This window comes from Halobacillus litoralis, assembly GCF_020171725.1.
Classification (GTDB): Bacteria; Bacillota; Bacilli; order Bacillales; family Halobacillaceae; genus Halobacillus; species Halobacillus litoralis_F.
In genome coordinates this window covers 206751-232022 of the sequence record NZ_JAIVAJ010000002.1, presented here as the reverse complement: position 1 = coordinate 232022, position 25272 = coordinate 206751, and the positions used below count along the sequence as shown (strand labels likewise).

Annotated in this window: 32 protein-coding genes; 11 read left to right on the top strand and 21 right to left on the bottom strand. The window is 44.7% G+C overall.

The features are described from left to right. Positions 1–44 precede the first annotated feature (44 nt). Positions 45–1136: a GPR endopeptidase gene (gpr, locus tag LCM20_RS05425; RefSeq protein ID WP_225194413.1), complete on the bottom strand. Its 1092-nt coding sequence runs from the start codon at positions 1134–1136 to the stop codon at positions 45–47. A 157-nt stretch (positions 1137–1293) separates the two neighbouring features. Here gpr and rpsT point away from each other — a divergent pair, with 157 nt between their 5' ends. Then, entirely contained in the window at positions 1294–1554 is a 261-nt protein-coding gene (rpsT, locus tag LCM20_RS05420; protein ID WP_225194412.1) for a 30S ribosomal protein S20, read from the top strand. Between the two features lie 163 nt (positions 1555–1717). On the opposite strand, the gene holA is transcribed toward rpsT, so the two are convergent. Further along, positions 1718–2713 (bottom strand): DNA polymerase III subunit delta, encoded by a 996-nt coding sequence (holA, locus tag LCM20_RS05415; protein ID WP_225194411.1) that lies wholly within the window; start codon positions 2711–2713, stop codon positions 1718–1720. 344 nt (positions 2714–3057) lie between these two features. On the opposite strand from holA, the gene LCM20_RS05410 reads away from it, so the two are divergent. After that, the gene (locus LCM20_RS05410) at positions 3058–3192 is read left to right on the top strand and encodes a YqzM family protein (protein ID WP_225194410.1); all 135 of its coding nucleotides are present in this window, start codon (positions 3058–3060) and stop codon (positions 3190–3192) included. A 92-nt stretch (positions 3193–3284) separates the two neighbouring features. Here LCM20_RS05410 and LCM20_RS05405 read toward each other — a convergent pair whose 3' ends face one another. The 3 genes from LCM20_RS05405 to LCM20_RS05395 all read right to left on the bottom strand — a co-directional run bounded on the left by LCM20_RS05405 (position 3285) and on the right by LCM20_RS05395 (position 6734). Then, positions 3285–5546 carry a DNA internalization-related competence protein ComEC/Rec2 gene (locus tag LCM20_RS05405; RefSeq protein WP_225194409.1) on the bottom strand — a complete coding sequence of 754 codons (2262 nt, stop codon included), beginning with the start codon at positions 5544–5546 and terminating at the stop codon, positions 3285–3287. After that, positions 5543–6109 carry a ComE operon protein 2 gene (locus LCM20_RS05400; protein ID WP_225194408.1) on the bottom strand — a complete coding sequence of 189 codons (567 nt, stop codon included), beginning with the start codon at positions 6107–6109 and terminating at the stop codon, positions 5543–5545. The genes LCM20_RS05405 and LCM20_RS05400 overlap by 4 nt, the downstream gene beginning before the upstream one ends. A gap of 67 nt (positions 6110–6176) precedes the next feature. Further along, a complete protein-coding gene (locus tag LCM20_RS05395; RefSeq protein ID WP_412097985.1) occupies positions 6177–6734 on the bottom strand; it encodes a helix-hairpin-helix domain-containing protein in 558 nt (185 codons plus the stop codon). 79 nt (positions 6735–6813) lie between these two features. Here LCM20_RS05395 and comER point away from each other — a divergent pair, with 79 nt between their 5' ends. Continuing rightward, a complete protein-coding gene (gene comER, locus LCM20_RS05390; RefSeq protein ID WP_225194406.1) occupies positions 6814–7626 on the top strand; it encodes a late competence protein ComER in 813 nt (270 codons plus the stop codon). Between the two features lie 112 nt (positions 7627–7738). Here the strand turns inward: comER and LCM20_RS05385 are convergent, their stop codons facing one another. The 9 genes from LCM20_RS05385 to LCM20_RS05345 are packed head-to-tail and all read right to left on the bottom strand — an operon-like array spanning position 7739 to position 12990. Next, positions 7739–7912, bottom strand: a complete 174-nt coding sequence (locus LCM20_RS05385; protein WP_225194405.1) for a hypothetical protein — start codon at positions 7910–7912, stop codon at positions 7739–7741. A 58-nt stretch (positions 7913–7970) separates the two neighbouring features. Further along, a complete protein-coding gene (locus tag LCM20_RS05380) occupies positions 7971–8699 on the bottom strand; it encodes a class I SAM-dependent DNA methyltransferase (RefSeq protein ID WP_225194404.1) in 729 nt (242 codons plus the stop codon). Positions 8700–8701: 2 nt separating this feature from the next. Beyond that, entirely contained in the window at positions 8702–9055 is a 354-nt protein-coding gene (gene rsfS, locus LCM20_RS05375) for a ribosome silencing factor (protein WP_225194403.1), read from the bottom strand. Between the two features lie 39 nt (positions 9056–9094). Next, positions 9095–9655 carry a bis(5'-nucleosyl)-tetraphosphatase (symmetrical) YqeK gene (yqeK, locus tag LCM20_RS05370; RefSeq protein ID WP_225194402.1) on the bottom strand — a complete coding sequence of 187 codons (561 nt, stop codon included), beginning with the start codon at positions 9653–9655 and terminating at the stop codon, positions 9095–9097. Next, positions 9639–10211: a nicotinate-nucleotide adenylyltransferase gene (locus tag LCM20_RS05365; protein ID WP_225194401.1), complete on the bottom strand. Its 573-nt coding sequence runs from the start codon at positions 10209–10211 to the stop codon at positions 9639–9641. The genes yqeK and LCM20_RS05365 overlap by 17 nt, the downstream gene beginning before the upstream one ends. Before the next feature lie 12 nt (positions 10212–10223). Next, on the bottom strand, positions 10224–10514 hold the full coding sequence (gene yhbY / locus LCM20_RS05360; protein WP_225194400.1) for a ribosome assembly RNA-binding protein YhbY: 291 nt from the start codon (positions 10512–10514) through the stop codon (positions 10224–10226). A gap of 1 nt (position 10515) precedes the next feature. Then, positions 10516–11352 (bottom strand): shikimate dehydrogenase, encoded by an 837-nt coding sequence (aroE, locus tag LCM20_RS05355; protein WP_225194399.1) that lies wholly within the window; start codon positions 11350–11352, stop codon positions 10516–10518. 12 nt (positions 11353–11364) lie between these two features. Then, positions 11365–12465, bottom strand: coding sequence for a ribosome biogenesis GTPase YqeH (yqeH, locus tag LCM20_RS05350; RefSeq protein WP_225194398.1), 1101 nt, complete (start codon positions 12463–12465; stop codon positions 11365–11367). Next, complete coding sequence (locus tag LCM20_RS05345; protein WP_225194397.1) at positions 12466–12990, bottom strand: YqeG family HAD IIIA-type phosphatase; 525 nt, start codon at positions 12988–12990, stop codon at positions 12466–12468. It lies immediately after the preceding gene. 380 nt (positions 12991–13370) lie between these two features. Here LCM20_RS05345 and LCM20_RS05340 point away from each other — a divergent pair, with 380 nt between their 5' ends. The 8 genes from LCM20_RS05340 (at position 13371) to sigK (ending at position 20083) form a co-directional block, all read left to right on the top strand. Next, positions 13371–13538, top strand: coding sequence for a sporulation histidine kinase inhibitor Sda (locus LCM20_RS05340; RefSeq protein ID WP_225194396.1), 168 nt, complete (start codon positions 13371–13373; stop codon positions 13536–13538). A gap of 281 nt (positions 13539–13819) precedes the next feature. Continuing rightward, complete coding sequence (locus LCM20_RS05335) at positions 13820–16159, top strand: Na+/H+ antiporter subunit A (RefSeq protein WP_225194395.1); 2340 nt, start codon at positions 13820–13822, stop codon at positions 16157–16159. Positions 16160–16161: 2 nt separating this feature from the next. Beyond that, entirely contained in the window at positions 16162–16500 is a 339-nt protein-coding gene (locus LCM20_RS05330) for a Na(+)/H(+) antiporter subunit C (RefSeq protein WP_225194394.1), read from the top strand. Next, the gene (locus LCM20_RS05325; RefSeq protein ID WP_225194393.1) at positions 16493–17977 is read left to right on the top strand and encodes a Na+/H+ antiporter subunit D; all 1485 of its coding nucleotides are present in this window, start codon (positions 16493–16495) and stop codon (positions 17975–17977) included. The genes LCM20_RS05330 and LCM20_RS05325 overlap by 8 nt, the downstream gene beginning before the upstream one ends. Before the next feature lie 6 nt (positions 17978–17983). Beyond that, positions 17984–18460 (top strand): Na+/H+ antiporter subunit E, encoded by a 477-nt coding sequence (locus tag LCM20_RS05320; RefSeq protein ID WP_225194392.1) that lies wholly within the window; start codon positions 17984–17986, stop codon positions 18458–18460. After that, a complete protein-coding gene (locus tag LCM20_RS05315) occupies positions 18460–18771 on the top strand; it encodes a Na(+)/H(+) antiporter subunit F1 (RefSeq protein ID WP_225194391.1) in 312 nt (103 codons plus the stop codon). The genes LCM20_RS05320 and LCM20_RS05315 overlap by 1 nt, the downstream gene beginning before the upstream one ends. Next, positions 18752–19135 carry a monovalent cation/H(+) antiporter subunit G gene (mnhG, locus tag LCM20_RS05310; protein WP_225194390.1) on the top strand — a complete coding sequence of 128 codons (384 nt, stop codon included), beginning with the start codon at positions 18752–18754 and terminating at the stop codon, positions 19133–19135. The genes LCM20_RS05315 and mnhG overlap by 20 nt, the downstream gene beginning before the upstream one ends. A 234-nt stretch (positions 19136–19369) precedes the next feature. Beyond that, on the top strand, positions 19370–20083 hold the full coding sequence (gene sigK / locus LCM20_RS05305; RefSeq protein WP_225194389.1) for an RNA polymerase sporulation sigma factor SigK: 714 nt from the start codon (positions 19370–19372) through the stop codon (positions 20081–20083). Between the two features lie 39 nt (positions 20084–20122). On the opposite strand, the gene LCM20_RS05300 is transcribed toward sigK, so the two are convergent. The 7 genes from LCM20_RS05300 to mltG all read right to left on the bottom strand — a co-directional run bounded on the left by LCM20_RS05300 (position 20123) and on the right by mltG (position 25200). Then, positions 20123–20353: a YrhC family protein gene (locus LCM20_RS05300; RefSeq protein WP_225194388.1), complete on the bottom strand. Its 231-nt coding sequence runs from the start codon at positions 20351–20353 to the stop codon at positions 20123–20125. 71 nt (positions 20354–20424) lie between these two features. Beyond that, entirely contained in the window at positions 20425–21114 is a 690-nt protein-coding gene (gene mtnN, locus LCM20_RS05295; protein WP_225194387.1) for a 5'-methylthioadenosine/S-adenosylhomocysteine nucleosidase, read from the bottom strand. Positions 21115–21139: 25 nt separating this feature from the next. Beyond that, positions 21140–21880 (bottom strand): YrrS family protein, encoded by a 741-nt coding sequence (locus LCM20_RS05290; RefSeq protein WP_225194386.1) that lies wholly within the window; start codon positions 21878–21880, stop codon positions 21140–21142. A 153-nt stretch (positions 21881–22033) separates the two neighbouring features. Next, positions 22034–22510, bottom strand: coding sequence for a transcription elongation factor GreA (gene greA / locus LCM20_RS05285; protein WP_225194385.1), 477 nt, complete (start codon positions 22508–22510; stop codon positions 22034–22036). Positions 22511–22667: 157 nt separating this feature from the next. After that, positions 22668–23312 carry a uridine kinase gene (gene udk, locus LCM20_RS05280; RefSeq protein ID WP_225194801.1) on the bottom strand — a complete coding sequence of 215 codons (645 nt, stop codon included), beginning with the start codon at positions 23310–23312 and terminating at the stop codon, positions 22668–22670. 42 nt (positions 23313–23354) lie between these two features. Next, entirely contained in the window at positions 23355–23984 is a 630-nt protein-coding gene (locus tag LCM20_RS05275) for an O-methyltransferase (protein ID WP_225194384.1), read from the bottom strand. Positions 23985–24075: 91 nt separating this feature from the next. After that, complete coding sequence (gene mltG, locus LCM20_RS05270) at positions 24076–25200, bottom strand: endolytic transglycosylase MltG (RefSeq protein ID WP_225194383.1); 1125 nt, start codon at positions 25198–25200, stop codon at positions 24076–24078. Between the last annotated feature and the right edge of the window lie 72 nt (positions 25201–25272).

The following is a 25272-nucleotide window of genomic DNA, read 5'->3' as shown; positions in this document are numbered from 1 at the left end:
TAAATCGTATGAGAGAGAATATTTAATAGAACCATTCTATTGGGTTATCTTGTATAAGATTGCGCCTCTCCATCTTCAACTCCTGGGTGAAGCGCACCGTTTATACCCGTTGCAATGACATGCGACATGTCCTCGATGAATCCGTCCACTTCTTTTGGCGTTACCATCAGGTTGTGACCAAGCGGGGTGAGGACTTCTCGAATGAGCTGCTTCTTCTCTTCTGAGCTCAATTGTCCAAACATCCCAAGTACCGCCTGACTCTGCTCCTCATTCGGTAGATCCTCATCTGTAAGCTCTTTTCTCTCAAAAGGGTTCATAGCTGGTGATAGAGCGTTCGAAGGGGCGTCTTTCTCCTTCCACTCTCTCCCAAAGTGTTTCAACACGTAATCGACCGTGTCACTTGTAATCGTGACCGCATCGACAACGGTCGGGACACCAATCGAAATGACGGGAATCCCGTACGTTTCACGGCTGATTTCTTTCCGCTTGTTCCCGATGCCGGAACCCGGTTGAATGCCAGTATCCGACAGCTGGATCGTTGCATTAATGCGGTCGATCGACCTTGAAGCGAGGGCATCAATCACTACAACGAAATCAGGCTTCACTTCTTCGATAATGCCGTGAACCATGTCACTCGTTTCGATTCCTGTCGTACCCATGACACCTGGAGTGACCGCAGAAACGGAACGGTAACCGTCAGCCACCGTTTCTGGATGAAGCTTAAATAAATGACTGGTCACAAGCACCTGCTCCATGACGAGAGGCCCGAGAGCATCAGGCGTGATGTTATGGTTACCGAGCCCGACAATGAGGCCGCTGTCCTGTTCTCCGACCCCCATGTCCTGCAACAGTTTTCGCAGCTGGCCTGAGAGTACTTTAGCAAGATCAGCCTGCAGTTGAGTATCCTGCTTTCGGATCGCTTGGGAATCGAGGGTGATATAGTGCCCTGGCTTCTTCCCGATCCTCTCTGCTCCTGCTTCATCCACCGTTACATAGGTGATTTTGATATCTCCCTTATTATTTTCTTCTACTTTCACTCCGTCCGAATCGGAAGATGATGGTCGATCTCGTACCGTCATCTCCTGTGCCTCAACGGCTAAATCCGTACGAACACTATATGTTTCACGTTCCTTCATACGTCATTCCTCCTTATATCCATTTTTTCCTACCACCATTGAAACTATGCAATTCTTCACAACCGTTCAGATATCTATTGAAAAGCGACTCCCGCTCTGGTAAAATGTCTCTTGTTCGATATGAATGATCTTTTGTTTTTACCTAGGAGGTGAAACTATGCCTAACATTAAATCAGCTAAAAAGCGTGTACGCGTCAACCAAGATGCTCGTTCTCTTAACGCAGCATTCAAATCTGACATGCGTACAGCCGTGAAACGTGTAGAAACACTCGTTGCTAACAAAGATGCAGACACTGCTAAGGATGCTCTTCGTACAGCAGTCAAGAAAATTGACAAAGCTGTTCAGCGTGGTGCTCTTCACAAAAACAACGGTAACCGTACGAAATCTCGCCTGACTAAACAAGTTAACGCATTATAATAGTCGGTATTTTATGACCAACAAGCGATCCGTCTCCTGATTGGATCGTTTTTCATTTGAAAAGCGCCTTTCCTATTATTAGGACAGGCGCTTTTTTCATACCATCTTTTCTTACCGCAATGGACACAAAAAAGGCCTCCCTTCAAAGGAAGACCTCTTACGGTTAAGCTTTTTGTTTCACTTGAATGAGACGATAGAGCAGTAACTCAAAGGCAAGGGACTTCTCCATCTTCCCCTGTTTCAGGACATGGTCCGTCTCAGCTAACTGATCCATAATGTGATTCAACTCACCCTGCGTAAAGAAACGTTCTCTTTTCAATGCCATCTTAATGACATAAGGGTGCGCTTTGATGTAACTCCTCATCTGATTTTGGGCATAGCCTTTTTGTTTCAATAGTTTCGCCTGACTGATGATACGGAACTGTGAAGCGAGCAGGGCGGTTAACGCAATCGGCTCTTCATTGAGTTTCTCAAGATCCTTATAGAGCTGAATGGCGCGGTTCAAGTCCCTCTCCATCACAGCGTCGACCAGCTTCAGCCCGGAGGCTTCCGCACTATGAGACAGAAGCTGCTCGGCGAGCTCCCTTGTGACGACTCCGCCTTCTCCGACATTTAAGGCAAGCTTCTCCATTTCGCTTCTCAAGGCCATGAGGTTCGTGCCGACTTCCTGTGAAAACAGTTCATAAATGTCATTCGGAATCACAATATGTAGCTCATCAGCAATGGTCTTGATCCACTTATCAATGTCCCATTCCTTCACAGGCTGGCAGGGTGTCACCTCGCCCTGCTTCTTCAATTGCTTGAACACTTTCTTCCGTTCATCCAGCTTTTCATAAGGCGCGATCAGAATAAGCACGGAATGTTCAGCAGGCTGCTCCAAATAACGAAGCAGAACATCTGTGTCATGTTCAAAAGGAAGCTTGTCCGGTTTTCCTTTTAGAAAAACGGGATGATAAGCAATGACAACTTTTTTCTCGCCTAAAAAAGGGAGCGTCTCAGCATCTGTGACAACATCCTCCACTGGAACCTCTTCTAAATCGTATTGGGAGACGTTGAATTCCCTGTCCTCTTTTTTTAACGTTTTCTCAATGATTTTATTCTTGTTTTCCTGTATTAAATAAGATTCTTCTCCATACAATAAATATACGTGTGATTTCACTTTATTTGACCCTCTCGATAATAAGAATACGGCGCCCCCGAAATTCGGGGAGTCAGTGTCACTATTTTATGGTGCAATTGATTCTCTGTCAAAAAAGTGACACCGAAGACGCCGTACTCCTCATCTATATGAACGCCATACGAGAAGCCCCGGACGCTTCTCGAGGGGACGATGTTTTCCCTCTCGTTCTTTAGTTTGACCGACAACCCTAGAATTATCTGTGACAAGTCTTGCTAGCTGAGGCAATGGTTCAACAGGAGAGGAAATTCGAATTCCTTCGAGGAGAATGTGGATTTTTGGTAAACAATCGCTTATACTTGTAACTGTAAATAGGAGGGGTATCAATGAACGAATTCAAGAAGGATATTCAGTCCAAGACGAATGACGTGATCGATTCTGGATTAGGCTTTGTATTTTCATTTGTTTTCTTCTTCGTCATCTTCACCATCGGAGTCGTGTTCTCAGTAATTGGACAATAAGAATACTTAATTGAAAAGGCTGCTTTAGGCAGTCTTTTTTATTTGCCCGAAGAGTTTGGACACGCGGGTCGAGTCCGCTCACAGAGCCTTTGTCATTTCGCTTCTGCGCCATCTGGTGCATTATACGGGAGAAAGGGCGAAAACGTTCCTATCTGCCCTGAAAAAAGATAGGTAACGGCTCCATGGTGAGGAGTTTGGTACATGGTAATCCCAACATCCTGAAACCTGCTTACAACAGAGGGGTGAGGATGTCCATACCGATTATTCCTTCCTGCCGAAATCCAAGTGACTTTCGGTTCGAGTTGATCGATCCACTCTTCTGATGAGGACGTATCACTTCCGTGGTGAGCCGCTTTCAACACGTCTACTCTCACATTTGGGAAAGCCTTGATGATTTCTTTCTCCACCTCACTGGATATATCCCCTGAAAACAACCACGACAAGCCTCCTAATGTGGTCGTGAAAACCAATGAATTATCATTTGGATTCCCTTCATCCAAGGAAGGATGCAGAAATTGAAAGGCATGACCTTTCACCTCAAGCCTCTGACCTGCTTCAACATTCATTACACTCACCCCTTCTTCTTCAACCTGGTAATAAGGGTGTACGATCAGTGTATGCACCTCTATTGCATCCATTACGTATGGAATACTTCCGTTGTGGTCGGAATCTTCATGCGAAACGATCAACGCATCGAGTTGAGCGATTCCTTTCGATTTCAAAAACGGGATGATGATGTCATCCGCTGTTCTGGATTGATTTTCTATAAAAGGAGGTGGACCTGCAGCATCGACCATTAAGACCCCTTTTCGATGAGGCAGTTCGATCACAAAGGCATCTCCCTGTCCAACATCAAGCATCGTGACCGCACCTTTCCCTGATGCATAAGGCAGCAACCCATACAAGACAAGCACCAACACCATAGCACATCCACCTAACCATGCCTTCATGAGATGTTTTTTCGACCATTCCCTCATCATGTAAAAAAGCGGAATGAGTGCCAGCAAAATAAAGAGTGGGGGCAGCTTCCCCACTACCCAGGACCACTCCAATGGCTCCATCACCCACTGAGAAGCCGCCAGTACACGTAAATGCAGGTCGGCAAGGAAATGGGAGGCAGCCATCGCAAAACGATCATACAGCAGGGCTGAGAGGACAAGGAGGAGGCCACAAGGAATCACGAAGAATGAAAAGTAAGGGACCAGTATGACATTTGCAACGAGAGACAATGGATTAAATTCGTAGAAGTATTGCAGCTGGAAAGGCAGAATGGCAAGCTGGCTTATCAAACTGATTTGGGTGGACTGTACCAGTACATTCTGGGTCTGGGATAAGATATTTTTCGATAGCACTAAACTGAACGTAGCCAGAAAGGAGAATTGGAAACCGATAGAGGAAAAAGTGGTTGGAGATAACAGTAGAAGCAGGACAGCTGCCATAGAAAGGACGTCTGTTAAGGGAACCCGAAGCCTGAAGAACGAAAATAAGATAAGTAAAACCGCCATTAAGGAGGCTCTAAGGACAGAAGGTGCTGCCCCTGCAAGAAACGCATAAGACGGCAGACAAATAAGTAGAGCGGTTCTCGCCTGTTCAATTGTCCCGATTCCTAAACGGACGATTGCCCAGTAAACACCAGCTATGAAGAGGCCGACATGGAGGCCCGAGATGGCGAGAATGTGGGAAAGATTGAAGGACCGAAACCATTCAACCGTCTCCTCATCCAAATCGTCCTGTTCGCCAAATACTAAAGCGGCGATCCAGGGGAAGGCATTCGGTGCAAGGCTGCGCCTGACATCCGTTATTAAACGCTCGCGGAATTCATGCGCTTTATGATAGAACCCCTCTCCTGTGCATACCAGCTGCTCTTCCTGCGTGAGCACAACTTGAGCAAAAACTCCCTGATCACTCATATACCGTTTGTAATTAAACTGACCGGGATTAGTCGCCCCTTCTATTAGAGCCCTTTCGCCCTTTATTTCGCACGCTGCCCCATATCTCCATGAAGCTGGACTCACGCTCTCGTCCTCAGGAAAAAAACTCACTAAAGTTTTTTCATTCTTTTCAGGCTCCACAACAATAAGTTGAATGTTGCTGGTACTTTTATCTATGCTTTGAATCATTACGGATGAAGAAAAGGAAGGAGAAATGGATGGTGGTGGTACAGGAGGTTTCAGGTAGAAATAACCGAAGATGATGGAAGAAGCAAGTACCACAAGAAGGGCGCGGTCCCTATAGAAAAAAAGAAGCCAACAGACACAGATCGCTCCTAATACACTTTGTTCTAACGGCTGCAGACGGGCTAACGCTCCGCCTGCAACAAATGCTAAAGCTGGCAGGTGCAGCTTCGCTCTCATGATTTCTGCTCAGTCGGAACATGGAATAAGCGGTCAGCTTTTTTCTTCCATCCATCCAGACCGGAGTGACCTTGGGACTCTAATTCCTCGAGAAGCTCACTGACGAGCTGCTGTTGCTCATAATGAACAGGGTCCACTTGCAGAAGGACTTTCTTTGTTCGAACGCCAGCTTGTTGGAGAAGCTCGATGGCGTAAGGGTCGTTTTTGTAATCTTCACTGTAATAAACGGCTTTGATTCCAGCTTGAATGATCGCCTTCGTACAGTGGATGCAAGGGAAGTGCGTGACATAAATCTCAGCGCCGTCCGTTGCGACTCCGAACTTTGAACATTGCAGCAAAGCATTCATCTCTGCATGGATCGTTCTGACACAGTGCCCGCCTACAACATAGCAGCCTTCATCAATACAGTGGACACCACCGGTTACACTTCCGTTATATCCGCCTGCAATCATCCTCTTGTCTCTTACAACCACAGCACCAACCGCTAACCTTTCGCAAGTGCTTCTCGATTTCAGCAGATAACTTTGAGCCATAAAATATTGATTCCAAGAAATGCGTCCCATGATTATGTATCCCCCTGACATTTTTTCATTAAGCTTACCCTTCCTGAGAACGATTCGTCAAACACAGCTAAGGCACACGGATTTCCTCCTCAATCGCTTCAAGTGTTTTTTCTCCGATTCCCGACACTTCCAGTAAATCTTCTTTTGATTGAAACGGCCCGTTCTCTTCTCTATACATCACAATGGCTTCTGCTTTCGACGGCCCGATGCCACTAAGCGTTTGAATCTCTTCCTGAGTCGCCTGGTTGATGACAATTTGTCCGGTTCCCTGCACACTGATTGCAGCCTGTTCGGACGAAACCAAAATCACCATTTCATCTTGTAAAAGCTGAGCAAGATTCACACTTGTCGGATCCGCCTTGTCCGTCATGCCACCGGCTAACAGGATGACGTCATTGACCCTCATTCCGCTCTCAATTGAATACACTCCGGGCCTGACTACTTCTCCTTTAACATCTACTTTCATATCGGCCTGTTCATCGATCTGTTCATCAACCGTTACGACACTTACGTCTTGACCGGCTCTCTCTACCATCGCTGTATCGCTTTCTGCCTGTGTATGAAACACAAAAAAGCCCGCTGTCACAACAATCACAATCCACCCGTATCGCTTGGCGATTTGCATCATATCGTTTACCTGCTTTCATATTTATATTTGATGGAGAATAGTTATAGGGAAGTAACCTAAAAAAGGAGGGATTCCTTTGAAATGGGGAATAATCGGAACTGGAAACATGGGGAGTATGCTTGCCTCCTCCCTCATCAGGAGCGGCGCTGTTCCTGAAGGAGACCTTACACTTTACAATCGTTCCGTTGAAAAACTGACTCCTCTCGTCGAACAATTCAGGGAAGTCGATGTTTCGGATGATTTAACCTCTCTAGCTGACAAGTGTGACGTTCTTTTTCTGTGTGTAAAACCACACGATTACAAAAATGTGCTAAAACAGCTTGACGGTCACCTCCGGGCTGACCACTGCTTCGTCTCCATTACGAGTCCCGTGTCTGTAGACGAACTGGAAGATACGATTCCATCCCAAGTTGCAAGAATCGTCCCTTCTATCACCAATCATGCTCTTGCAGGAGTCAGCTTATTTACGTTCGGATCGCGCGTTAACAAAACTTATAAACAAACGTTGGAAGAAGCGTTCGGAGAGTTCTCGACACCAGTATTTGTAGAAGAACCACATATCAGAGTGTCTTCTGACATCGTTTCCTGTGGTCCTGCATTTATCAGTTTTCTACTGAAAGAATGGATTGAAGCAGCCCACAAGGTGGCAGGCATTCCTGAAGAGAAGGCAACGAAGCTGACAGAACAGATGGTCGTCGGGCTGGGCGAGTTGTTTTCACAAAAGATATTTACGCTGGAAGAATTAATGGAAAAGGTAACCGTAAAAGGCGGCGTAACAGGGGAAGGGCTGCAGGCGCTTGAAGATCATACAGGGGAATTGTTTGAAGAAATGTTCAAGGCTACTCAAAGAAAGCACAAAGATGATAAGGAGAGCATAGAATTAACTTGATCTATGCTATTGTTTAATTCGACAAAACCTGTTAAATCCCTGCAAGAGTTAACAGCTTAGGCAGAAAACGCTCAGAACATATTCTGAGCGTTAGGTCTGTCTGTTGATACGTTCACTCAGGGTGATCAGGGCTTTCCCTTCGATCTTTATCCTTTTCCTTGCTGATAAGCGTTTTTAACTGGTCGATTTTAAAACTTTGATACTTGAGCATTTCCTCCATATTTCGCACCTTAAAGAATAAGTAAACAAGGATGGCAAATGCTGCGATTGATAGAAGAGCTCCCATTTCAACACCTCTTTTTTAGAATAAATGAAAAAGAACGAAACCCGTGAGGATCCCGTTCTTATACTTTCTGACAGACGAAAAACAGACGATTCCCATCCGTTTTTGGCTGGGTATCAAAATCAGCGGTCATCCGCTTCAGCACAAAACCTGCTTCTTCAATCCAATTTATGATGTCTTTTGCCGCATACGCCCTTTGTTCATGCTGCTCGTCAAAGCGTACATACTGATCTTCCTGTTGTACAAAGAAGGTGAGATCATGGATCACGCTCCCCTCTTCTTCACCAGGGTCACAGAACCATACATACGAGAGATCATCATAAACCTCAGCAAATGTCTCCCCCATCAAATGGGCTTCCATGTGCTCCTTTGAATGGACGTCAAATAGAAAAAGCCCGTTTTGGTTCAATGCGTGATATGCATTGTTGATCGCCGCTTGAACCTGACTTTCCTCCGTCAAATAATTCATGACATCACAGTAGCTGATGACACAGTCATAATGCTGCAGACCCTCTAGCCTCGTAATGTCCTGTTTGAGCCACTGGATGTCATCCGTTGCTTTTTGCTCCGCAATGGAAAGCATCTCAGCGGAAAGATCCACACCTGTCAGCTGGTATCCGTCCGTCCTCAGCCGCCTTGTGATTTCACCTGTCCCACAACCCAGATCCAATATCGAGCGGGTATCAGGGTGGTATGACCGGATCATTTCTGTTGTGAAGTTTTTCCACTGATCATAGGGGGCGTCCGCCATCAGTCGATCGTATACTTGAGCCATTTGTTGATAGCTCACAGTCAGCTGTCCAACCCTTCAATGTGTACAGTCGAAGCATCTCCCCACAGTCTTTCCAAGTTGTAATAGTGACGTTCGTCTTTGTGGAAGATGTGACAGACGACGCCGTTCAAATCGACTAGAATCCAGCGCGCCTGATCAAAGCCTTCCATTCTCTTTACATCAATTCCGTTTTCATCAGCCTGTTTTTTCAATTCTCTTGCGATCGCCTGAACTTGACGCTCATTCGACCCCTCACAGATCAGGAAATAATCTGCGATGAGAGATACCTCTCCCATATCGAGGACGACAATGTCCTGCGCTCGCTTTTCATCGCACGCTTGTGCGGCTAAGTTGACCAATTCTTTACTTTCCATAGTGTTCCTCCCTCATCATGTTTCTATCTTTATTATTTATCATATGAAATCATTGTACGCATGAAACGTATTTGGATAAACGGTGCGCCCTTTTTGCACAAGAAAAATAATGGTATTTTTCAGAGCGAGTGCACATGCTTGGTCAAGGTCGGATTTCGCTATCTTCCTTACTTCATCAACACCTGGAAAATCCCGCCCGGGCTCGATATAATCAGCAAGGAAAATCACTTTATCGAGCTGACTCATATGCTTTTTTCCTGTCGTATGACAATCAATCGCACTCCTAACAGCAGCATCGCTCAATCCGATTTCCTTCTCAAGCATTAAAGCTCCCACTGGACCATGCCATAGCTCATGATGATAGTCGAGAAGATCCTTCGGCAGCCTTCGATCCTGCACAATCCACCGTCTCATTTCCTCGAGAGGCTTGTACTTCGCATAATCATGGAGAGCTGCGGCCACTTCAGCATGATGGTGATTGACGCCATAGCGCTCAGCAAGCTCAACAGCTTGATCGGCGACACGTACCGTATGTTCATACCTGGAGGTTTTCAAATGAGGCTTTACATACGCTAAAGCCTCTTCACGAGTTATGTTCATACAGCTGATGCTCCTTTACATAGTGATATACAGAATCGGGTACAAGGTAGCGCACGCTTTCACCTCTTGAAACCCTCTCCCGGATTTCGGAAGAAGAGATGTCGATTTGTGGAACTTCAACTGGATGTACAAACCGTCTCGGTTCCCAATCATACCCTGGTCGCTTCACACCGATAAATTCCACCAATTGAACGAGTTCATCAATCCGATTCCACTTCGGCAAATGCTCGACCATATCCCCACCAATAATGAAATAGAATTGATGGTCAGGATATTCTTCATTCAACACCTTCATCGTATCCACCGTGTACGACGTTCCTTTTCTGGTGTGTTCAATATCACAAACTTTAAAATGTTCGTTTGTTTCAACTGCCTTTTTCACCATCGCCAACCTGTCCACTGATGAACCTGCCGCATCCTCCTTATGTGGAGGGATGTAAGAAGGAAGGAACCAAACCTCATCCAGTTCCATTCCTTCCAGTGCTTGTTCTGCCATGATAAGGTGGCCAAGATGAGGAGGGTCAAATGTCCCTCCGAGAATACCAATCCGCTTCATATCAGTTCCCCTTTATGGCAATTCGATTTGCTTATGCTCAACGGATTCCTTATAAAGGATGATCGTATTACCAATGACCTGAACGATATGAGCACCTGTCGCCTCCACGATTTGACGGGCTACTTCGTTTTTATCGTCGAAATTGTTTTGGAGGATGCTCACCTTAATGAGCTCGCGTTTCTCAAGTGCTTCTCCGATTTGAGTCGTCATATTTTCGTTCACTCCGGATTTTCCTACTTGGAAAATCGGCTGTACCTCATGTGAAATCGATCTAAGGTGTTTTTTCTGTTTACTTGTTAACATTCTATACCCCTTTCAATTTGCTTTCGAACCTATCTAGAATCGCTAATGCATCAGGGTTTGTTCGGGTCCAGATCTTGAACGCATAAACAGCCTGCTGCAAGAGCATCTCATGTCCAAAATGCAATGCTGCGCCTTGTTTTTCGGCTTCTTCTAAAAATTTAGTTTTCATTGGACGATAGACAATATCGCTAACAACCGTCCCTTTTGTAATACGGTCAGCAGAGACGATGTGCTCGTCTGAATTAGGACTCATGCCCACTGTCGTCGTTTGGATGACAACATCATAGTGGCCAAGCTCTGCTTCTGCCTGATCCAAATCTAAGGAAGACGATGCCACTCGGCCACCTCCGGAATCGATGATCGCTTCTGCACGTGCAATCGTGCGATTGGCGATATCAACCCTTTTTACTCCCGTTTGTAGAAGAGCAAAATAAATACCTCTCGCAGCTCCTCCACTGCCGAGAAGAAGGACTGAAGACTGTTCCTGCAAAGCCTCAGGGAACCGGTTCCGTAATGAATCCACAAACCCAGTACCATCCGTATTATAGCCTACCCAACCTTCCGGTGTACACTTCACGGTGTTGACGGCCCCGAGGGCTTTTGCACTCTCATCGAGACGGTCAAGGTGCGGGATGATTCGCTCTTTGTGAGGGACCGTTACGTTAAAGCCATCCAGACCTTCACTTTTAAGCTGCTCGATCTTCGTATCAAACTGTTCGGGTGAAATATCGAATAATTCATATGAACCTGTTAGGCCCTGTTGTTCCATCAGCTGATGGTGAATCCATGGTGACATGGAATGGCCGACAGGGTGACCGATCAATCCTAACTTCAACACACTATCCTCTCCTTAAATCAGTGACTCGCGTAGTGAAACTTTTACACCTTCAGGAGCATAGGCTGTGACTGTAATGTCTCCTTCAGGAATTGTAATCCAACCTAACCCTGAGAATACAAGGTCCGTTTTACTCTCTTTGATTTTGAACGTATGCCCCTCGAGTGGTGGCAGCTTCTCTAACGTTTCATGATCGGGTGGTGAGAGCATTTCCCCGACGTGATCCTCATATAATTGGTCTGCCTTCTCCAGTTTCGTACGATGTATGTTGATGTCATTTGAAAAATAGCAGATAAATGAACTTCTTTCCCCTGTTTCAAAGTCGAGACGCGCAAGACCACCGAAGAAAAGCGTCTGCTCTTCGTTCAATTGATACACCTTCGGCTTGATTTCTTTGTGTGGTGTAATGGTCTTAAGATCCTGGTCCGAAACATAGTGCGCCATTTGGTGACGTTGAATGACTCCAGGCGTATCATAAAGGGAACTCTTATCATCCAGCGGGATATCGATAAAGCCTAGCGTCGTCCCTGGGAAGTAAGATGTTGTAATAGCGTCTTTGACACCTGATGTGTTCGCAATCAGCGTGTTGATGAACGTGGACTTACCGACGTTGGTCGTCCCGACAACGTATACATCCTTCCCTTTTCGATACTCGTCAATCGCTTCGGATAACTCTGCAATCCCCTGGTTCTTCTGTGCGGATATCAAGAAGACATCTTGAACGGACAGTCCCTGCTCTTTTGCAGCCTTCTTTAACCATAGCTTCACTTTACCCGGATTAACGGACTTTGGAAGAACATCCATCTTGTTTCCGACGAGGATGACCGGATTACTTCCTGTATGACGTTTCAGGCCAGAGATAAAACTTCCATTAAAGTCGAATATATCGACCAGCTGCACGACAAGACCTTCGTTGCGGCTGATTTGGTTCAGCATTTCCAAGAAGTCATCGTCCTGATAAGGTACATCCTGCACCTCATTGTAGTGTTTCAATCTGAAGCAGCGTTTACAAATTACATCTTCTCTTTCCAGAGCGGATTTCGGAGCAAACCCCGGTTGATCCGGATGGCTCGTTTGAATTTCGACGCCGCATCCTTGGCAGTATATAGCTTCCATTTAATTTTTGCTCCTTTCCCAGTTGATTTTCCCTTTTTTTCTCATCCAGTGGAGGATCCTTCTCTCGATCTTCCGATTGAATTTCGTAAAAAATCCATCTGTTTCCACAATAGGGACGACTAGAATTGTATGAAATCCAGCTAAATTCCCTCCGAGAACATCTGTAAGAAGCTGGTCTCCTACGACAACTACCTCTTCCTTCTTCAGCCCCATCTGCTTCCTCGCTTTTTTAAAAGCTTTGGCAAGTGGTTTACGAGCACTATAAATAAAGGAAGCTTCTAGTGGCTCTGAAAATAATTTCACTCTAGCTTCTTTATTATTGGAGGCAATCGTTACTTGAATGCCATGATCGTTCATCTTTTTAAACCATTCTCTTATTTCGTCAGTGGCATCTTTGACGTCCCATGCGACTAACGTATTGTCCAAATCTGTAATAATCCCTTTCACGCCTTTGTTCTTGAGTTCGACAGGATCAATCTCAAAAACACTTTCAACGTGTTCATTCGGTAAGAAACGATTCCACATTTTTTTCACTCCATCTCATCTATAACGGCAAAATCTCCTTCACCATCATATACAAAATCAGTCGATGTTTCAAAAACTCTTTTACATAGCGTAATAGTTACAATTCAATAAACAGTTTGAAATCTCTCTCAAAGGTGGAAATCAGAACAAAAATCGTTCGACAATTCCCGACACTCCCGACCTGTGGATAACTTTATACACAATTTCCACACTGTTTAACGCTTTGACAGCCCAACTTTTTACAAAATAGTATGAAAGTTATCTACAGAATCATGTAGATAACTGCCCGATTGTAGGGTTTCACTGGTCATGGTAAGGTTAACTTACCTTAAAAAAAGATGTGTTTAAGCAATTGAAATGAACCGGGAGGTGGCTGTCACATGAGTGGCAGAAACATGAAGGAACTATCTGATTCCCTGCTATTACAATCTTACCACAAAGCCATTGAACTCAACCTTTCCAGTGACTTTATTAACCAAATCAAAGATGAGATGAAAGAACGAGCATTATCGAATCACAACGATGAGCATACATCACAAGTCGGTTGATATTTTTTGACAGTTCCTAACAACAATAGACACAGATATACATAAAAAAACTCACCTTCCCCTTAAAATCGGTGAGTTTTTTTATTGATTTTTTTCTTTCGTTTTTCATGTGTTTCTTCCTATTTAATAGACCATACTAAATTAGAGGGCCAAACCGATTCCCTCAGTTGATCACAGTTGAATAATCATGCTTTTTTTGATTACAATTAAATGAACAGAACGTTGATACGATATTTATCAATAGAACTAGTTGAAACTAAGTCAAGGGAGGAGCCACACGTATGATATGGGCTGTTTTATTGCCGTTTATTATGGCAATGTTCATTCCGTTTGTAGATAAATGGAGGGAACGGATCCATACTGGTTTTTTTGTAACCATTATACCAATACTTATTTTTATTTACTTTGCTAGATTTCTCGGAACAGGCTTTGAGCCGCTCACAAGGAGTTATTCATGGATTCCATCATTGGACATCAACATGGTTTTCCACTTGGACGGTCTAAGTCTTTTATTTGTGTTATTAATAAGTGGAATAGGCGCCCTAGTTGCCTTCTATTCGATCTATTACTTAGATAAATCAGAGCAACTGGGACATTTTTATGTATACTTCCTGCTGTTTATGGGGTCCATGCTCGGTGTCGTTTTATCCGACAACGTCTTTGTCCTTTACAGCTTCTGGGAGTTCACTTCACTGTCTTCTTTCTTATTGATTGGATTCTGGAACTTTAAGAAAGAGTCTAGATACGGTGCATTGAAATCCATGCTGATTACCGTTTTCGGAGGATTGAGCCTTCTTGGTGCTCTTGTATTCATGACGGTTCTAACCGATACAACAAGTATCCAGGAAATGATCAGTCAAAAGCAGTTAATCTTGAACAGCGAGTATTTCCCGCTCATTCTTGCTTTGCTGCTGCTGGGAGCTTTCACGAAGTCAGCTCAATTCCCATTCCACATCTGGCTGCCGGATGCCATGGAAGCACCAACCCCGGTTAGTGCCTACCTGCACTCAGCCACGATGGTTAAAGCGGGAATCTACTTGGTTGCCCGCTATTCACCAATGCTATCATCGAGCGACTGGTTCTTTATCATTGTATCTTCTGTCGGTATCGTAACGTTATGCTGGGGTTCTTACATGGCTGTTCGACAAGTGGACTTGAAGGGAATTCTTGCTTTCTCCACGATCAGCCAACTCGGTATGATCATGGCGATGCTCGGGTTTGGAACGAAAGTAGCCGTATTTGCTGCCGTCTTCCACATCCTGAACCACGCAACATTTAAGGGAAGTCTGTTCATGGTTGCAGGAATTGTCGACCACGAAACGGGTACCCGTGACATCCGTAAACTCGGCGGATTGATGACGTACCTTCCGATCACCGCAACACTCGCTATTTTTGGAACGTTCTCAATGGCCGGTGTGCCGTTGCCGTTCCTTAATGGCTTCTATAGTAAGGAACTGTTCTTTGATGCATCCTTACACTTAGAGGATATTGCAAACGCAGGCTTCATCGGAGTTCTCAAAACGGCCCTTCCTTACCTGGCTGTATTCGGTAGTATCTTTACTTTCGTTTACTCCATGTACTTCTTCTTCGGTACATTCCGTGGTAAGGCAAACCTTAGTGAACTGCCTAAGAAGCCACATGAAGCACCTGTCGGGATGCTTGTTTCACCGATCATCCTTGTGCTTGGTGTCATTCTTATTGGGTTGTTCCCGGGTATGGTGAATGAGCCGTTTATCGCTCACGCCGCCTCAGCTGTAAAAGGACTTGCTGTTTCAAAAGAAGTATACTTCTGGCACGGATTCTTGTATCCACCGTTGATCATGTCGATCACCGTGCTCGTATTCGGTACCGTCCTTTACTTGTCTAGAAAACAATGGGCCCCTGTATATCGTGCGATTCCAGGTGTCTTGAGTATGAATAAAGTCTACGACGGACTAGTCGACCGCCTTGAGACCTATTCAAGCCGAGTGACGAAAGCGTATATGAACGGCTCTATCGGCCGGTACGTGCGTTTAGTCCTCGCGGCTATCCTTATTGTCACGTTCGCCTTTATGGCGCTCACAGGGGGCTTTACGGTCGATCTCAGCAATGTGGCACCATTGTCACTTCCTGAAATCTTTGTTGCCATCACAATGGTGATTGCCGCTGTCTCCACGATTCTGACGAATAACCGGATTACGGCTATTCTAATACTTGGGGTTGTCGGGTATGGACTCTCTATGCTGTTCGTACTCTTCCGTGCGCCGGACCTTGCTCTGACGCAGTTAATCGTAGAAACAGTGACCGTAGCATTGTTCCTATTGGTCTTCTATCACTTGCCGAAGCTTCGTAAAAAAGAAGAAGCTGCAAGTACGCGATTCTTAAACCTAGTCATTTCCATCGGTTTCGGTGCGATGATGACCATGGTGGCCATCTCTGCACACAGCAGCAAGTTCTTTGAGTCGATTTCAAGCTACTTCCTTGAAAACTCTTATAAGTTAGGTGGCGGAGATAACGTCGTGAACGTGATCTTGGTCGACTTCCGTGGACTGGATACCTTGTTCGAAATTGTCGTATTAGGTATCGCTGCTATGGCGATTTACGGTCTCATTAAACTACCAGGGAAAAAGGAGGATCAATAACCATGGAAATATTAATGGCTATTCTCGCTGGTATTTTATTCACAACGGGAATATACAACCTCCTTCAAAAACAGTTACTGCGGATTATTATCGGGACAGGTCTCATATCGCATGGGGCCCATCTCTTCATTCTAACGATGGGTGAACTGAAGCGCGGTGCGCCGCCTATCTTAACGGAAGGGGTCGAAACCTATACCGACCCACTGCCGCAGGCTTTAATCCTGACTTCCATTGTCATCAGCTTTGGTGTGACAAGTCTCTTATTAGTACTTGCCTACCGAGCAGCTCAGGTTAATGGAACGGATAATATGGAGCAAATGAGAGGTAATGACTATGAGTAATTTAATTGCACTGCCTATCATTCTGCCACTGATCTTTGGTATTTTGGTGGCGTTTATTCCGAAAAAACGAAAGTTGTCACGTACGCTCTCGCAAGTGTTTACCATCATACAACTGCTTGTCGTCGGCTACGTTTTTCTACACGTTTTACAGAATGGACCTTTAATCCTTGAAACAGGAGGCTGGGCAGCTCCTTACGGGATTATCATTGTCGGTGATCTGCTGGCCATTACACTTGTTCTTACAACGAACATTATTGCAGCCGCCGCGATCTTCTATGCACCTCAATCTCTATCCAAGCAGCAAGAGGAATTCTATTTCTACAGTTTCTTCTTCTTATTGATCGCTGGAGTAAGTGGTGCTTTCATGACAGGTGACTTATTCAACCTGTTCGTATTCTTTGAAGTCCTTCTAATGGCTTCATACGGGTTAATCGTACTTGGGAACGGAAAAGTTCAATTAAGGGAATCCATTAAATATGTATTGATCAACTTGTTCTCTTCCATGTTGTTTGTTACGACGATCGCATTCCTGTATTCGGTCGTAGGTACTGTCAACATGGCACAAATTGCTGTCCGTGTTCAGGAAGTAGAACAACAGGGCATCTTAACGACAATCGGCATTATGTTCTTTTTCGTATTTGCTACGAAAGCAGCCGTCTTCCCGCTTTATTACTGGCTGCCACGCCCATACATTTCACCGAATCCGGTTGTGAGTGCCCTGTTCGGTGCCTTACTCACTAAGGTCGGAATTTACTCGATTCTACGTACCTTTACGCTGATGTTCAATCAAGATGTACAGTTGACACATACGTTGTTCATCTACTTAGCAGCCTTTACGATGCTGTTTGGTGTAATCGGAGCTATGTCGACGAACAACATTAAGTTAGTCGTCGCTTACAACATCATCCCTGCTGTCGGCTTCATGCTGATGGGGATTGGTATTTTCACAGAAACATCAATTAGTGGAACGATTTATTATTTGGTCCATGACATGATCATTAAAGCTGCTCTCTTCCTACTCGTCGGAATCATCGCTTATGTAGCCGGCACGTCCGATCTGAGGAAAATGGGTGGGTTGATTCACCATTACCCTGTTCTTGGGTGGTTCTTCTTTGTTGCCTCTCTAGTTTTGGCCGGGATTCCACCATTCAGTGGGTTTATTGGTAAGCTGCTTCTTCTGCAGGGTGGACTTGCTCAGGATGAAATCATGATCGTCATCGTCGCGCTATTGTCGAGCTTGCTGATTTTGTTCTCGATGATTCGTATTTTCATCCGGGGATTCTGGGGAGAGAAGACAGAGAACCCTCACCCTGAACGCAAACCGGCTGCTTCCAAAATGGTCTGGCCTGCTGGAGTCCTCCTTGCCATGTCCATCACGTTGGGAATCGGTGCTGAGTGGTTCTATCCTACAATCTCAAACATTTCCGAGTACATCATGGACCCGCAAATCTATATTGATTCTGTGTTAAAGGAGTAGAAGCAGATGCCATTACAAATCGTTATCAATATCATTATTGCCATCATGTGGATGTTCCTTAGTGAGAGCTATGAGTTCTCAACCTTCTTTGTAGGTTACCTACTCGGAATCGGTCTGTTGTTCATCCTTCAGCGCTTTATTCCAGACTCCTTCTATATGAAACGCGTATGGAAGTTTTTGAAGCTGATTTTACTTTTCGTGAGGGAACTTGTACTCTCGAACATTGACATCGTCAAACTGGTCTATAAACCGAAGCTTGATATTCAACCGGGAATCTTCACTCTCCCGATTGATGTTCGAAGCAATTTCGAAATCACCCTGCTTGCGAACCTGATTACATTGACGCCTGGGACACTGTCCATCGAAGTCAGTGACGATCACACGAAGATCTACATTCATGCAATGGATATACCTGATGTCGAGAAATCCATTGCTGATATTAAAGAAACCTTTGAAAAAGCGATTATGGAGGTGACACGATAATGGAAGAGATGTTAAATGTCACGCAATCGCTCGTGGAATATACGACGCTTATTTGTATAACCGGTGTCTCCATTTCACTGATTATCCTTCTCTATCGTGCCATTAAAGGGCCGAGTAACCCTGACCGCGCTGTCGCACTGGACATTATCGGCATCAATTTAATGGCTCTGGCAGGATTGATCGCCATTCTGCTCGTTACAACGAAGTTCAATGATGTGATTCTGTTAATCGGAATTCTCCTCTTCATTGGAACGGTAGCATTGGCGAAATTCTTAGAAAAGGGTGTTATCATTGAGCGGGACATGGATTAATCTTGTTTTAGATATAACAATCTGCATTTCGCTTTTGATCGGTACGTTTTTCATCATATCGGGTTCACTCGGCATCCTGCGCTTTCCTGATGTGTACACGCGTCTTCACGCAGCCACAAAGGCTTCCACGCTTGGTGTGGCCGGCGTTATGATCGGTGCTTTTCTATTCTTATATATTGAGCATGATATCGTCAGTGGTAAGCTGTTGTTGGGTATTTTCTTTGTTCTCCTGACAGCACCTGTTTCCGGACACATGATCTCAAGAGCTGCCTATAGAAGTGGTGTACCACTTTGGGAAAAAAGCGTTAAAGACGATTATGCCGACGCCTTAGAAAAAGAAAAACAAAACGAGACAAATGCTTAGGGCTGTCTTATAAATTTTCAGCCTCAAATAAAAAGAACGAAACACTTGCTGCTTACGCAAGGTTTCGTTCTTTTTTTATGGATTCCTATTCCGCTCGAGTGTTTTCATGTTGAAGGACTTGGTGCGAGTGAAAATGGGTACATGCCTATTTCATGATGGTCAAGCACAGCTCCCCTTATTTCCACATATGTATGTGATAGGCTCTAGCCTAATCTATGAGGAGGTGCGCGTCTCATGAGCAGTTTGATCGCTTCGATTTTGTATTTCTTTAAAGAGTCGTTATTCTTCATGTCCTACGTGAAAAACCAGGCGTTCCCCAATCCCCTGCCCCCTGAAGAAGAAGCAAAGCAGCTGAAGTTGATGGCAGAAGGAGATCCGGAAGCCCGCAACAAGTTGATTGAACACAACTTGAGGCTTGTAGCTCATATCGTGAAAAAATTCGAAAACACAAAGGAAGATTTTGAAGATTTGATTTCGATTGGAACGATCGGGTTGATCAAAGGGATAGAGAGCTATTCTACGGGCAAAGGGACTAAACTGGCGACCTATGCCGCCCGGTGTATAGAAAACGAAATTCTGATGCATCTGAGGTCCACTAAGAAGACGAATAAGGATGTCTCACTGCAGGATCCAATCGGTCATGATAAAGAAGGCAACGAACTGAACCTGCTGGATATCCTCCAAGCTGACGTGGAGGACATCGTAGAAGAGATTCAACTTCATATGGAGCTTGAGAAGATCAAGGATTTCATCAATGTTCTGGATGAACGGGAGAAAGAAGTCATTATCTTTCGCTATGGCTTAAATCGTACGGAGGAAAAAACACAGCGGAAGATTGCAAAAGAACTTGGCATAAGCAGGAGTTACGTTTCCAGAATAGAAAAACGAGCGCTCATGAAGATTTTTCACGAATTTTACAAGCAGAGCAAGCAAGGTCAGAATAACTGATCCCATAAAAAATACCACTCCAACATGTGGAGTGGATGCTTACTGATCCTCCGATAAAGCTCTCTGCCACCTTTTCGTCTTAAGCGTCAGGACAAAAGCCGCCGGCAGCGTAAGCGTTAACAAAGGAAGAAGATAAAGGTGATAGTCGGCGTGATATTCATAAATACTGATTAAGGTTCCAATATATAAGTAGCTGGAAAGAATCAAAAGAGTCATAACAAATCTTTTATAATCCAGGATTTTTTTCTTCATCCATTCATTCGAATTCATGGATGCACCACCTCCTGCTACATCTATTATTCTAACATAATCCTATGAGCAGAAAGGTGGTAATTTCTTACTTATATAGCCTTCACCATCGTCATAATCATCGTCGCTGCATTCTCTGCTGCCTTAGGCAGGAACTGATCGAATGAAATGGATGATTCTTTACCGGCGATATCTGACAACGCACGAATCACGACAAAAGGTGTCCCATATTTATAGCAGACTTGCGCAATCGCTGCCGCTTCCATCTCGGCTGCAATCATCTCAGGGAATTGACCACGAACGAAGTCCACGCGTGTCTGCTCCTGCATGAATGAGTCGCCTGTCGCAATGATTCCCTTTGATGCCTTCGCACTTGTCTGTTCAACGGCTTCCATCGCCTGATTCACCAGCTTCTCGTCTGCTGCATACATAGCAGGCATGCCGGGCACTTGTCCATATTCATACTGAAAAGCCGTAACGTCTACATCATGGTGCGTGACGAGTGTGGAGACGACAACATCGCCTACTTCCAATTCTTTGGCGAACCCGCCTGCTGAACCTGTGTTAATGACAGCTTCAAGGTCATAACGCTCATGAAGGATCGTCGTCGACATCGCCGCATTCACTTTACCGATACCGGATTTCAAAAGAACGACATCCTTTTCGTGCAGCTGTCCTTCTATAAACAGACTGCCCGCCACTTCCTGCTCTTTTGTATTCGTCATCGTTTGTTTCAATAATTCTACTTCTTCATCCATTGCCCCAATAATTCCGATTGTCATGTCAGTCTTCCTTTCTAAAACGCCCTTACCCTTCTGATCCAGACGGTAGGTTCTTAAGTTCTTCTATTTGTTTAACTTGATAGCCTGTGTCTTCGATCCATTGCACATTCACACGATAGATCTCTTTTGCATCATTTCGGTTGTAGACCGTAGCAATGGCCTTATTCGGACTACCTCCGTTACCTATATACTGGGTAATCATATTCTCGTCTGTTAGACCCGTTGCACGACGGATGGCTGTCTCCATCTCTTTCCAGTCCTGGCTTTCCGTATCATATACAACACGGTGCTCGCCTTCAATATCTTGAGTCGTCTTTACAGGTTCCCAGTTTTTCTTGATGACTCTTTTAACATTTTCATCGTCACTTGCTTCTTCAACAGTCAAGCCTTCTTCAGTAGAATCGTCGGAACTCTGCTCTTCCTCTTCCACTTCAAGCTCTTCTTCGTCTGTTGTCGTTTGAGTTTCATTTCCTTCGTTCGATTCCGAGTCTTCAGATTGGTCCTTTGACTCATCAACCCCGGCGTCTCCTTCAGGATCAGAGGCATCTTCGGTTGATTTCTCATCGACTTTTTCTTCATCGGACACCATTTGTTCTTCCTTCGGTTCCGGTTCTTTTGCAGTGGTGTCTTCCCCATTTCCGCCAAAAATGAAAAGTGCTATGAAGGCAACCAGTAATAAACTTCCAGCTCCTAATAAAAACGTCATCAGTTTCGTACTTTTCCGCTTCTTCTCAAAACGGTTCGAACGTGAATATTGATTCGTCATGAACGGCCTCCTCCTAACTCGATGTTCATTATACCTTATCAGGGCTTCAAGACCAATACCCCACCCTCTTTATTTCCCGGGCAATCCCTTGAACACCTTGTTTAATGACTATTTTTTGCACAAAAAAACCCAGACAGATGTCTGGGTTCTTCGTTATTCTACCGTAATGATTTTTACATCAAGGTCGCCGCCTGGTGTGGTGACAGAAACACGGTCTCCGACACTGTGACCAATCAAGCTTTGAGCCATTGGAGAATCATTTGAAATTTTACCCTCGAAAGGATCTGCTTCGGCACTTCCGACGATCGTGTATGTCTCTTCATCGCCGTCTGGAAGCTCTTGGAACGTCACAGATTTACCCATCGTTACCGTATCCGGGTTCTCATCATCGTTCTCAATGATTACGGCATTACGAATCATCGTTTCAACTTGCGTGATACGTGCTTCTACGAAAGCTTGTTCATCTTTCGCTGCATCGTATTCAGAGTTCTCGGATAGGTCACCGAAACCTCTTGCAATCTTAATACGTTCCACGACTTCTTTGCGTCGCTCTGTTTTCAGGTGGTGAAGCTCTTCTTCGAGCTTTTGTTTACCATCTTCCGTCATATAATAGCTTTTTTCTTCTGCCATCGTCATCATACACTCCTTTAATACATCAAAAGATGTTCCCCAAATATAGGTGATGAGCCGTTTGCTCACTTTGTTTATCTATACTTTACACGGAGACATACATAATTAGAACTGCTATTGAGTACTATGCCAGATTTTTGACAGTATTTCAACTATTTTATGTGGTTTCCGGATGCTCTTTTTCATGGAGAACCGTCTGGATTTTCGTTGCCATTAAGTCAATCGCCACGTGGTTCTGTCCGCCTTCTGGGATGATGATATCAGAGTAGCGTTTCGTAGGCTCCACAAATTGAAGGTGCATCGGTCTCACAACGTTAATATATTGTTCAATGACGGAGTCCAGTGTACGGCCTCTTTCATTGATATCGCGCATCATACGGCGGATAATCCGAACGTCTGCATCCGTGTCGACGAATACTTTGATGTCCATCAGGTCACGAAGTCTCTCATCTTCTAATACGAGAATACCTTCTACGATGATGACCTCTTTCGGCTCAACGTGAATCGTTTCGTCTGAACGAGTATGCATCTTGTAGTCATAAACCGGCTTCTCCACAGACTCTTGGTTGATCAAGTGGTTCAAGTGCTCAATCAACAGTTCATTGTCGAACGCCAGCGGGTGGTCATAGTTGGTCTGCAACCTCTCTTCGAATGGGAGATGAGATTGGTCTTTGTAGTAATAATCTTGTTCAATCATAAGGATGGACTTATCGGCAAATCGCTGGATAATCGAACGCGTTACGCTCGTTTTTCCTGACCCTGTACCGCCCGCAACTCCAATCACAACAGGTTTGTCCTTCATCATGCTAGGTTCTCCTTTCATCCACGTAAATCTCACTGCTTTTTATTTCTTTGTCGTGATGGCTACACCATCACCTATTGGTATAATCGTTGTATGATAATCCGGGTGACTCGTTAACCACTCATTGTAGTTCCTAATCTTCTTAGCAAGTTTCGCCATCCGTTTAGAGGCTTCGGAATCGTCCGCTACGAACCCTTTAAACAGCACATTGTCTGAAATGATCACTCCGTCTTCCGATAAGAAGGGCGTGTACAAGTCAAAGAACTCTTCATATTTTCCTTTGGCGGCATCGATAAAGAGCAGGTCATAAGGGGCATGTTCTGCTACTTTTTCTGACATATCAAGGGCATCGCCGTACAAAATATGAATGTGTTCAGAAGCATCCGCTTCCTGAACATTGCGCTTGGCTTCTTCATACCGTATCTCGTCCCGCTCAATCGTAACGATACGGCTGTCCGGTGCTGCTTCCAGCATCCTAAGAGCTGAATACCCGATTGCCGCCCCGATCTCCAATATGCGCTCAGGTTTCTTCAGGCGGATCATTTGCTGCAAGAAATGAATCCCTAAGGGCTCCATAATCGGCACGTTATGATCTTCGGCAAACTTTTCGATCTGCTGCATGTGATCAGAGCTTTCCGGCAGCAAGGATCGTAAATACGCTTCTTGGTCCATTCACGAACATCCCTTCACACGTTTCTAAATTACAACCCTATTATTTTAACACATAAAAAAGAAGGAATGCGAGCATTCCTTCCAAAAAAGATTAACTACCTGTGATATATTTCGCTTTCAGCTCATTATGCTTCTCTAACGTCTCTGCATAGTAAATATTCCCTTCAGAATCTGCCAGGAAATAGTAGAATGCATTATCAGCTGGTTCAGCCGCTGCCTGCATGGCATTTGAACTGAAGTTCGAGATTGGCCCGACTGGGAGTCCGTTCACGTAATAGGTGTTATAAGGTGACTCTACTTCCAGATCTTCATATAATACACGGTCTTTATGCTCACCTAGGGCATAGAGGACGGTCGGATCCGTTTGAAGAGGCATCCCCTCATCTAATCGGTTATAGAAAACGCCGGCAATTTTTTTACGGTTTTCTGCTGTGCGTGCTTCATTTTCCACGAGAGAAGCCATCGTAATCCCCTCATGAATCGAAAGGCCCTGAGCATCTAATGCATCTGTGAATGGTAGAACGACCTGTTCCGTTTTGCGAAGCATCTTCGTTACGACCTGATCGATACTCGGATCATCGACATAGAACGGATATGTCGCGGCGAATAAGTATCCCTCAAGAGGATAACGGATATTCTCACCTAGAATATCTTCCGTTAGAAGTGCAGAATGCCGACTCATCAAATCTTTCACGTATGCTGGATCATTCACTTTCTCCATGAACTCTTCTGTAGTGAAGTCAAATTCCGAAGCGTAAATGTCTGCAATCTGTTCGAGTGACTGCCCTTCCGGGATGGTAATATTGGCTACAGGCTCTTTGACAAGGCGTCCTGTTTTCAACGTCTCGATGATTTCACTCAGCTTCATGGACTGGGTGAATTGATAGTCTCCGGCCTGAAATCCTGTTTCGTTGTTAAACTTCGTATAGAACCGGAAAATCAAATCGTTCTTGATGACCTCATTCTCTTCAAGAATAGCGGCTATTTGAGAAGTAGAAGAACCCAGTGGGATTTCCACATTCATTTGGCTGTTATCATCCGGATCAACCGGGTCAAGTGCAGATTTGACGTACAAGTAACCAGAGACGCCACCTACGACAAGGACAACGATAAGCGTCGTCAAAATAGTTGCGACAATCTTTCTCACAGTACTCGCCTCTTCTGTTCTTCGTTTTAATCGATCTTTATATTTATCTTTAAAGTTTGAATCTGACATCGGAATTCCCCCTTCCATCCGCTACATTATACTATAAAGTGCCAGATTCTTTCTACATGTGCTTTCAAATTT

What these genes read in the sequence shown, in the direction of transcription:
- LCM20_RS05410 (WP_225194410.1), top strand. Translation starts at nt 3,058, where the DNA reads ATGAACGAATTCAAGAAGGATATTCAGTCCAAGACGAATGACGTGATC.
- yqeH (WP_225194398.1), bottom strand. Translation starts at nt 12,465, where the DNA reads ATGGAAGCTATATACTGCCAAGGATGCGGCGTCGAAATTCAAACGAGC.
- mltG (WP_225194383.1), bottom strand. Translation starts at nt 25,200, where the DNA reads ATGTCAGATTCAAACTTTAAAGATAAATATAAAGATCGATTAAAACGA.
- LCM20_RS05385 (WP_225194405.1), bottom strand. Translation starts at nt 7,912, where the DNA reads ATGGGAGCTCTTCTATCAATCGCAGCATTTGCCATCCTTGTTTACTTA.
- LCM20_RS05335 (WP_225194395.1), top strand. Translation starts at nt 13,820, where the DNA reads ATGATATGGGCTGTTTTATTGCCGTTTATTATGGCAATGTTCATTCCG.
- yhbY (WP_225194400.1), bottom strand. Translation starts at nt 10,514, where the DNA reads ATGTTAACAAGTAAACAGAAAAAACACCTTAGATCGATTTCACATGAG.
- rsfS (WP_225194403.1), bottom strand. Translation starts at nt 9,055, where the DNA reads ATGGAAAGTAAAGAATTGGTCAACTTAGCCGCACAAGCGTGCGATGAA.
- LCM20_RS05400 (WP_225194408.1), bottom strand. Translation starts at nt 6,109, where the DNA reads ATGGGACGCATTTCTTGGAATCAATATTTTATGGCTCAAAGTTATCTG.
- mtnN (WP_225194387.1), bottom strand. Translation starts at nt 21,114, where the DNA reads ATGACAATCGGAATTATTGGGGCAATGGATGAAGAAGTAGAATTATTG.
- greA (WP_225194385.1), bottom strand. Translation starts at nt 22,510, where the DNA reads ATGGCAGAAGAAAAAAGCTATTATATGACGGAAGATGGTAAACAAAAG.
- sigK (WP_225194389.1), top strand. Translation starts at nt 19,370, where the DNA reads ATGAGCAGTTTGATCGCTTCGATTTTGTATTTCTTTAAAGAGTCGTTA.
- LCM20_RS05330 (WP_225194394.1), top strand. Translation starts at nt 16,162, where the DNA reads ATGGAAATATTAATGGCTATTCTCGCTGGTATTTTATTCACAACGGGA.
- LCM20_RS05290 (WP_225194386.1), bottom strand. Translation starts at nt 21,880, where the DNA reads ATGACGAATCAATATTCACGTTCGAACCGTTTTGAGAAGAAGCGGAAA.
- LCM20_RS05405 (WP_225194409.1), bottom strand. Translation starts at nt 5,546, where the DNA reads ATGAGAGCGAAGCTGCACCTGCCAGCTTTAGCATTTGTTGCAGGCGGA.
- LCM20_RS05320 (WP_225194392.1), top strand. Translation starts at nt 17,984, where the DNA reads ATGCCATTACAAATCGTTATCAATATCATTATTGCCATCATGTGGATG.
- LCM20_RS05275 (WP_225194384.1), bottom strand. Translation starts at nt 23,984, where the DNA reads ATGGACCAAGAAGCGTATTTACGATCCTTGCTGCCGGAAAGCTCTGAT.
- LCM20_RS05365 (WP_225194401.1), bottom strand. Translation starts at nt 10,211, where the DNA reads ATGAAGCGGATTGGTATTCTCGGAGGGACATTTGACCCTCCTCATCTT.
- yqeK (WP_225194402.1), bottom strand. Translation starts at nt 9,655, where the DNA reads ATGAACATAACTCGTGAAGAGGCTTTAGCGTATGTAAAGCCTCATTTG.
- LCM20_RS05300 (WP_225194388.1), bottom strand. Translation starts at nt 20,353, where the DNA reads ATGAATTCGAATGAATGGATGAAGAAAAAAATCCTGGATTATAAAAGA.
- udk (WP_225194801.1), bottom strand. Translation starts at nt 23,312, where the DNA reads ATGAAGGACAAACCTGTTGTGATTGGAGTTGCGGGCGGTACAGGGTCA.
- rpsT (WP_225194412.1), top strand. Translation starts at nt 1,294, where the DNA reads ATGCCTAACATTAAATCAGCTAAAAAGCGTGTACGCGTCAACCAAGAT.
- LCM20_RS05315 (WP_225194391.1), top strand. Translation starts at nt 18,460, where the DNA reads ATGGAAGAGATGTTAAATGTCACGCAATCGCTCGTGGAATATACGACG.
- LCM20_RS05325 (WP_225194393.1), top strand. Translation starts at nt 16,493, where the DNA reads ATGAGTAATTTAATTGCACTGCCTATCATTCTGCCACTGATCTTTGGT.
- gpr (WP_225194413.1), bottom strand. Translation starts at nt 1,136, where the DNA reads ATGAAGGAACGTGAAACATATAGTGTTCGTACGGATTTAGCCGTTGAG.
- LCM20_RS05395 (WP_412097985.1), bottom strand. Translation starts at nt 6,734, where the DNA reads ATGCAAATCGCCAAGCGATACGGGTGGATTGTGATTGTTGTGACAGCG.
- LCM20_RS05345 (WP_225194397.1), bottom strand. Translation starts at nt 12,990, where the DNA reads ATGTGGAATCGTTTCTTACCGAATGAACACGTTGAAAGTGTTTTTGAG.
- LCM20_RS05340 (WP_225194396.1), top strand. Translation starts at nt 13,371, where the DNA reads ATGAGTGGCAGAAACATGAAGGAACTATCTGATTCCCTGCTATTACAA.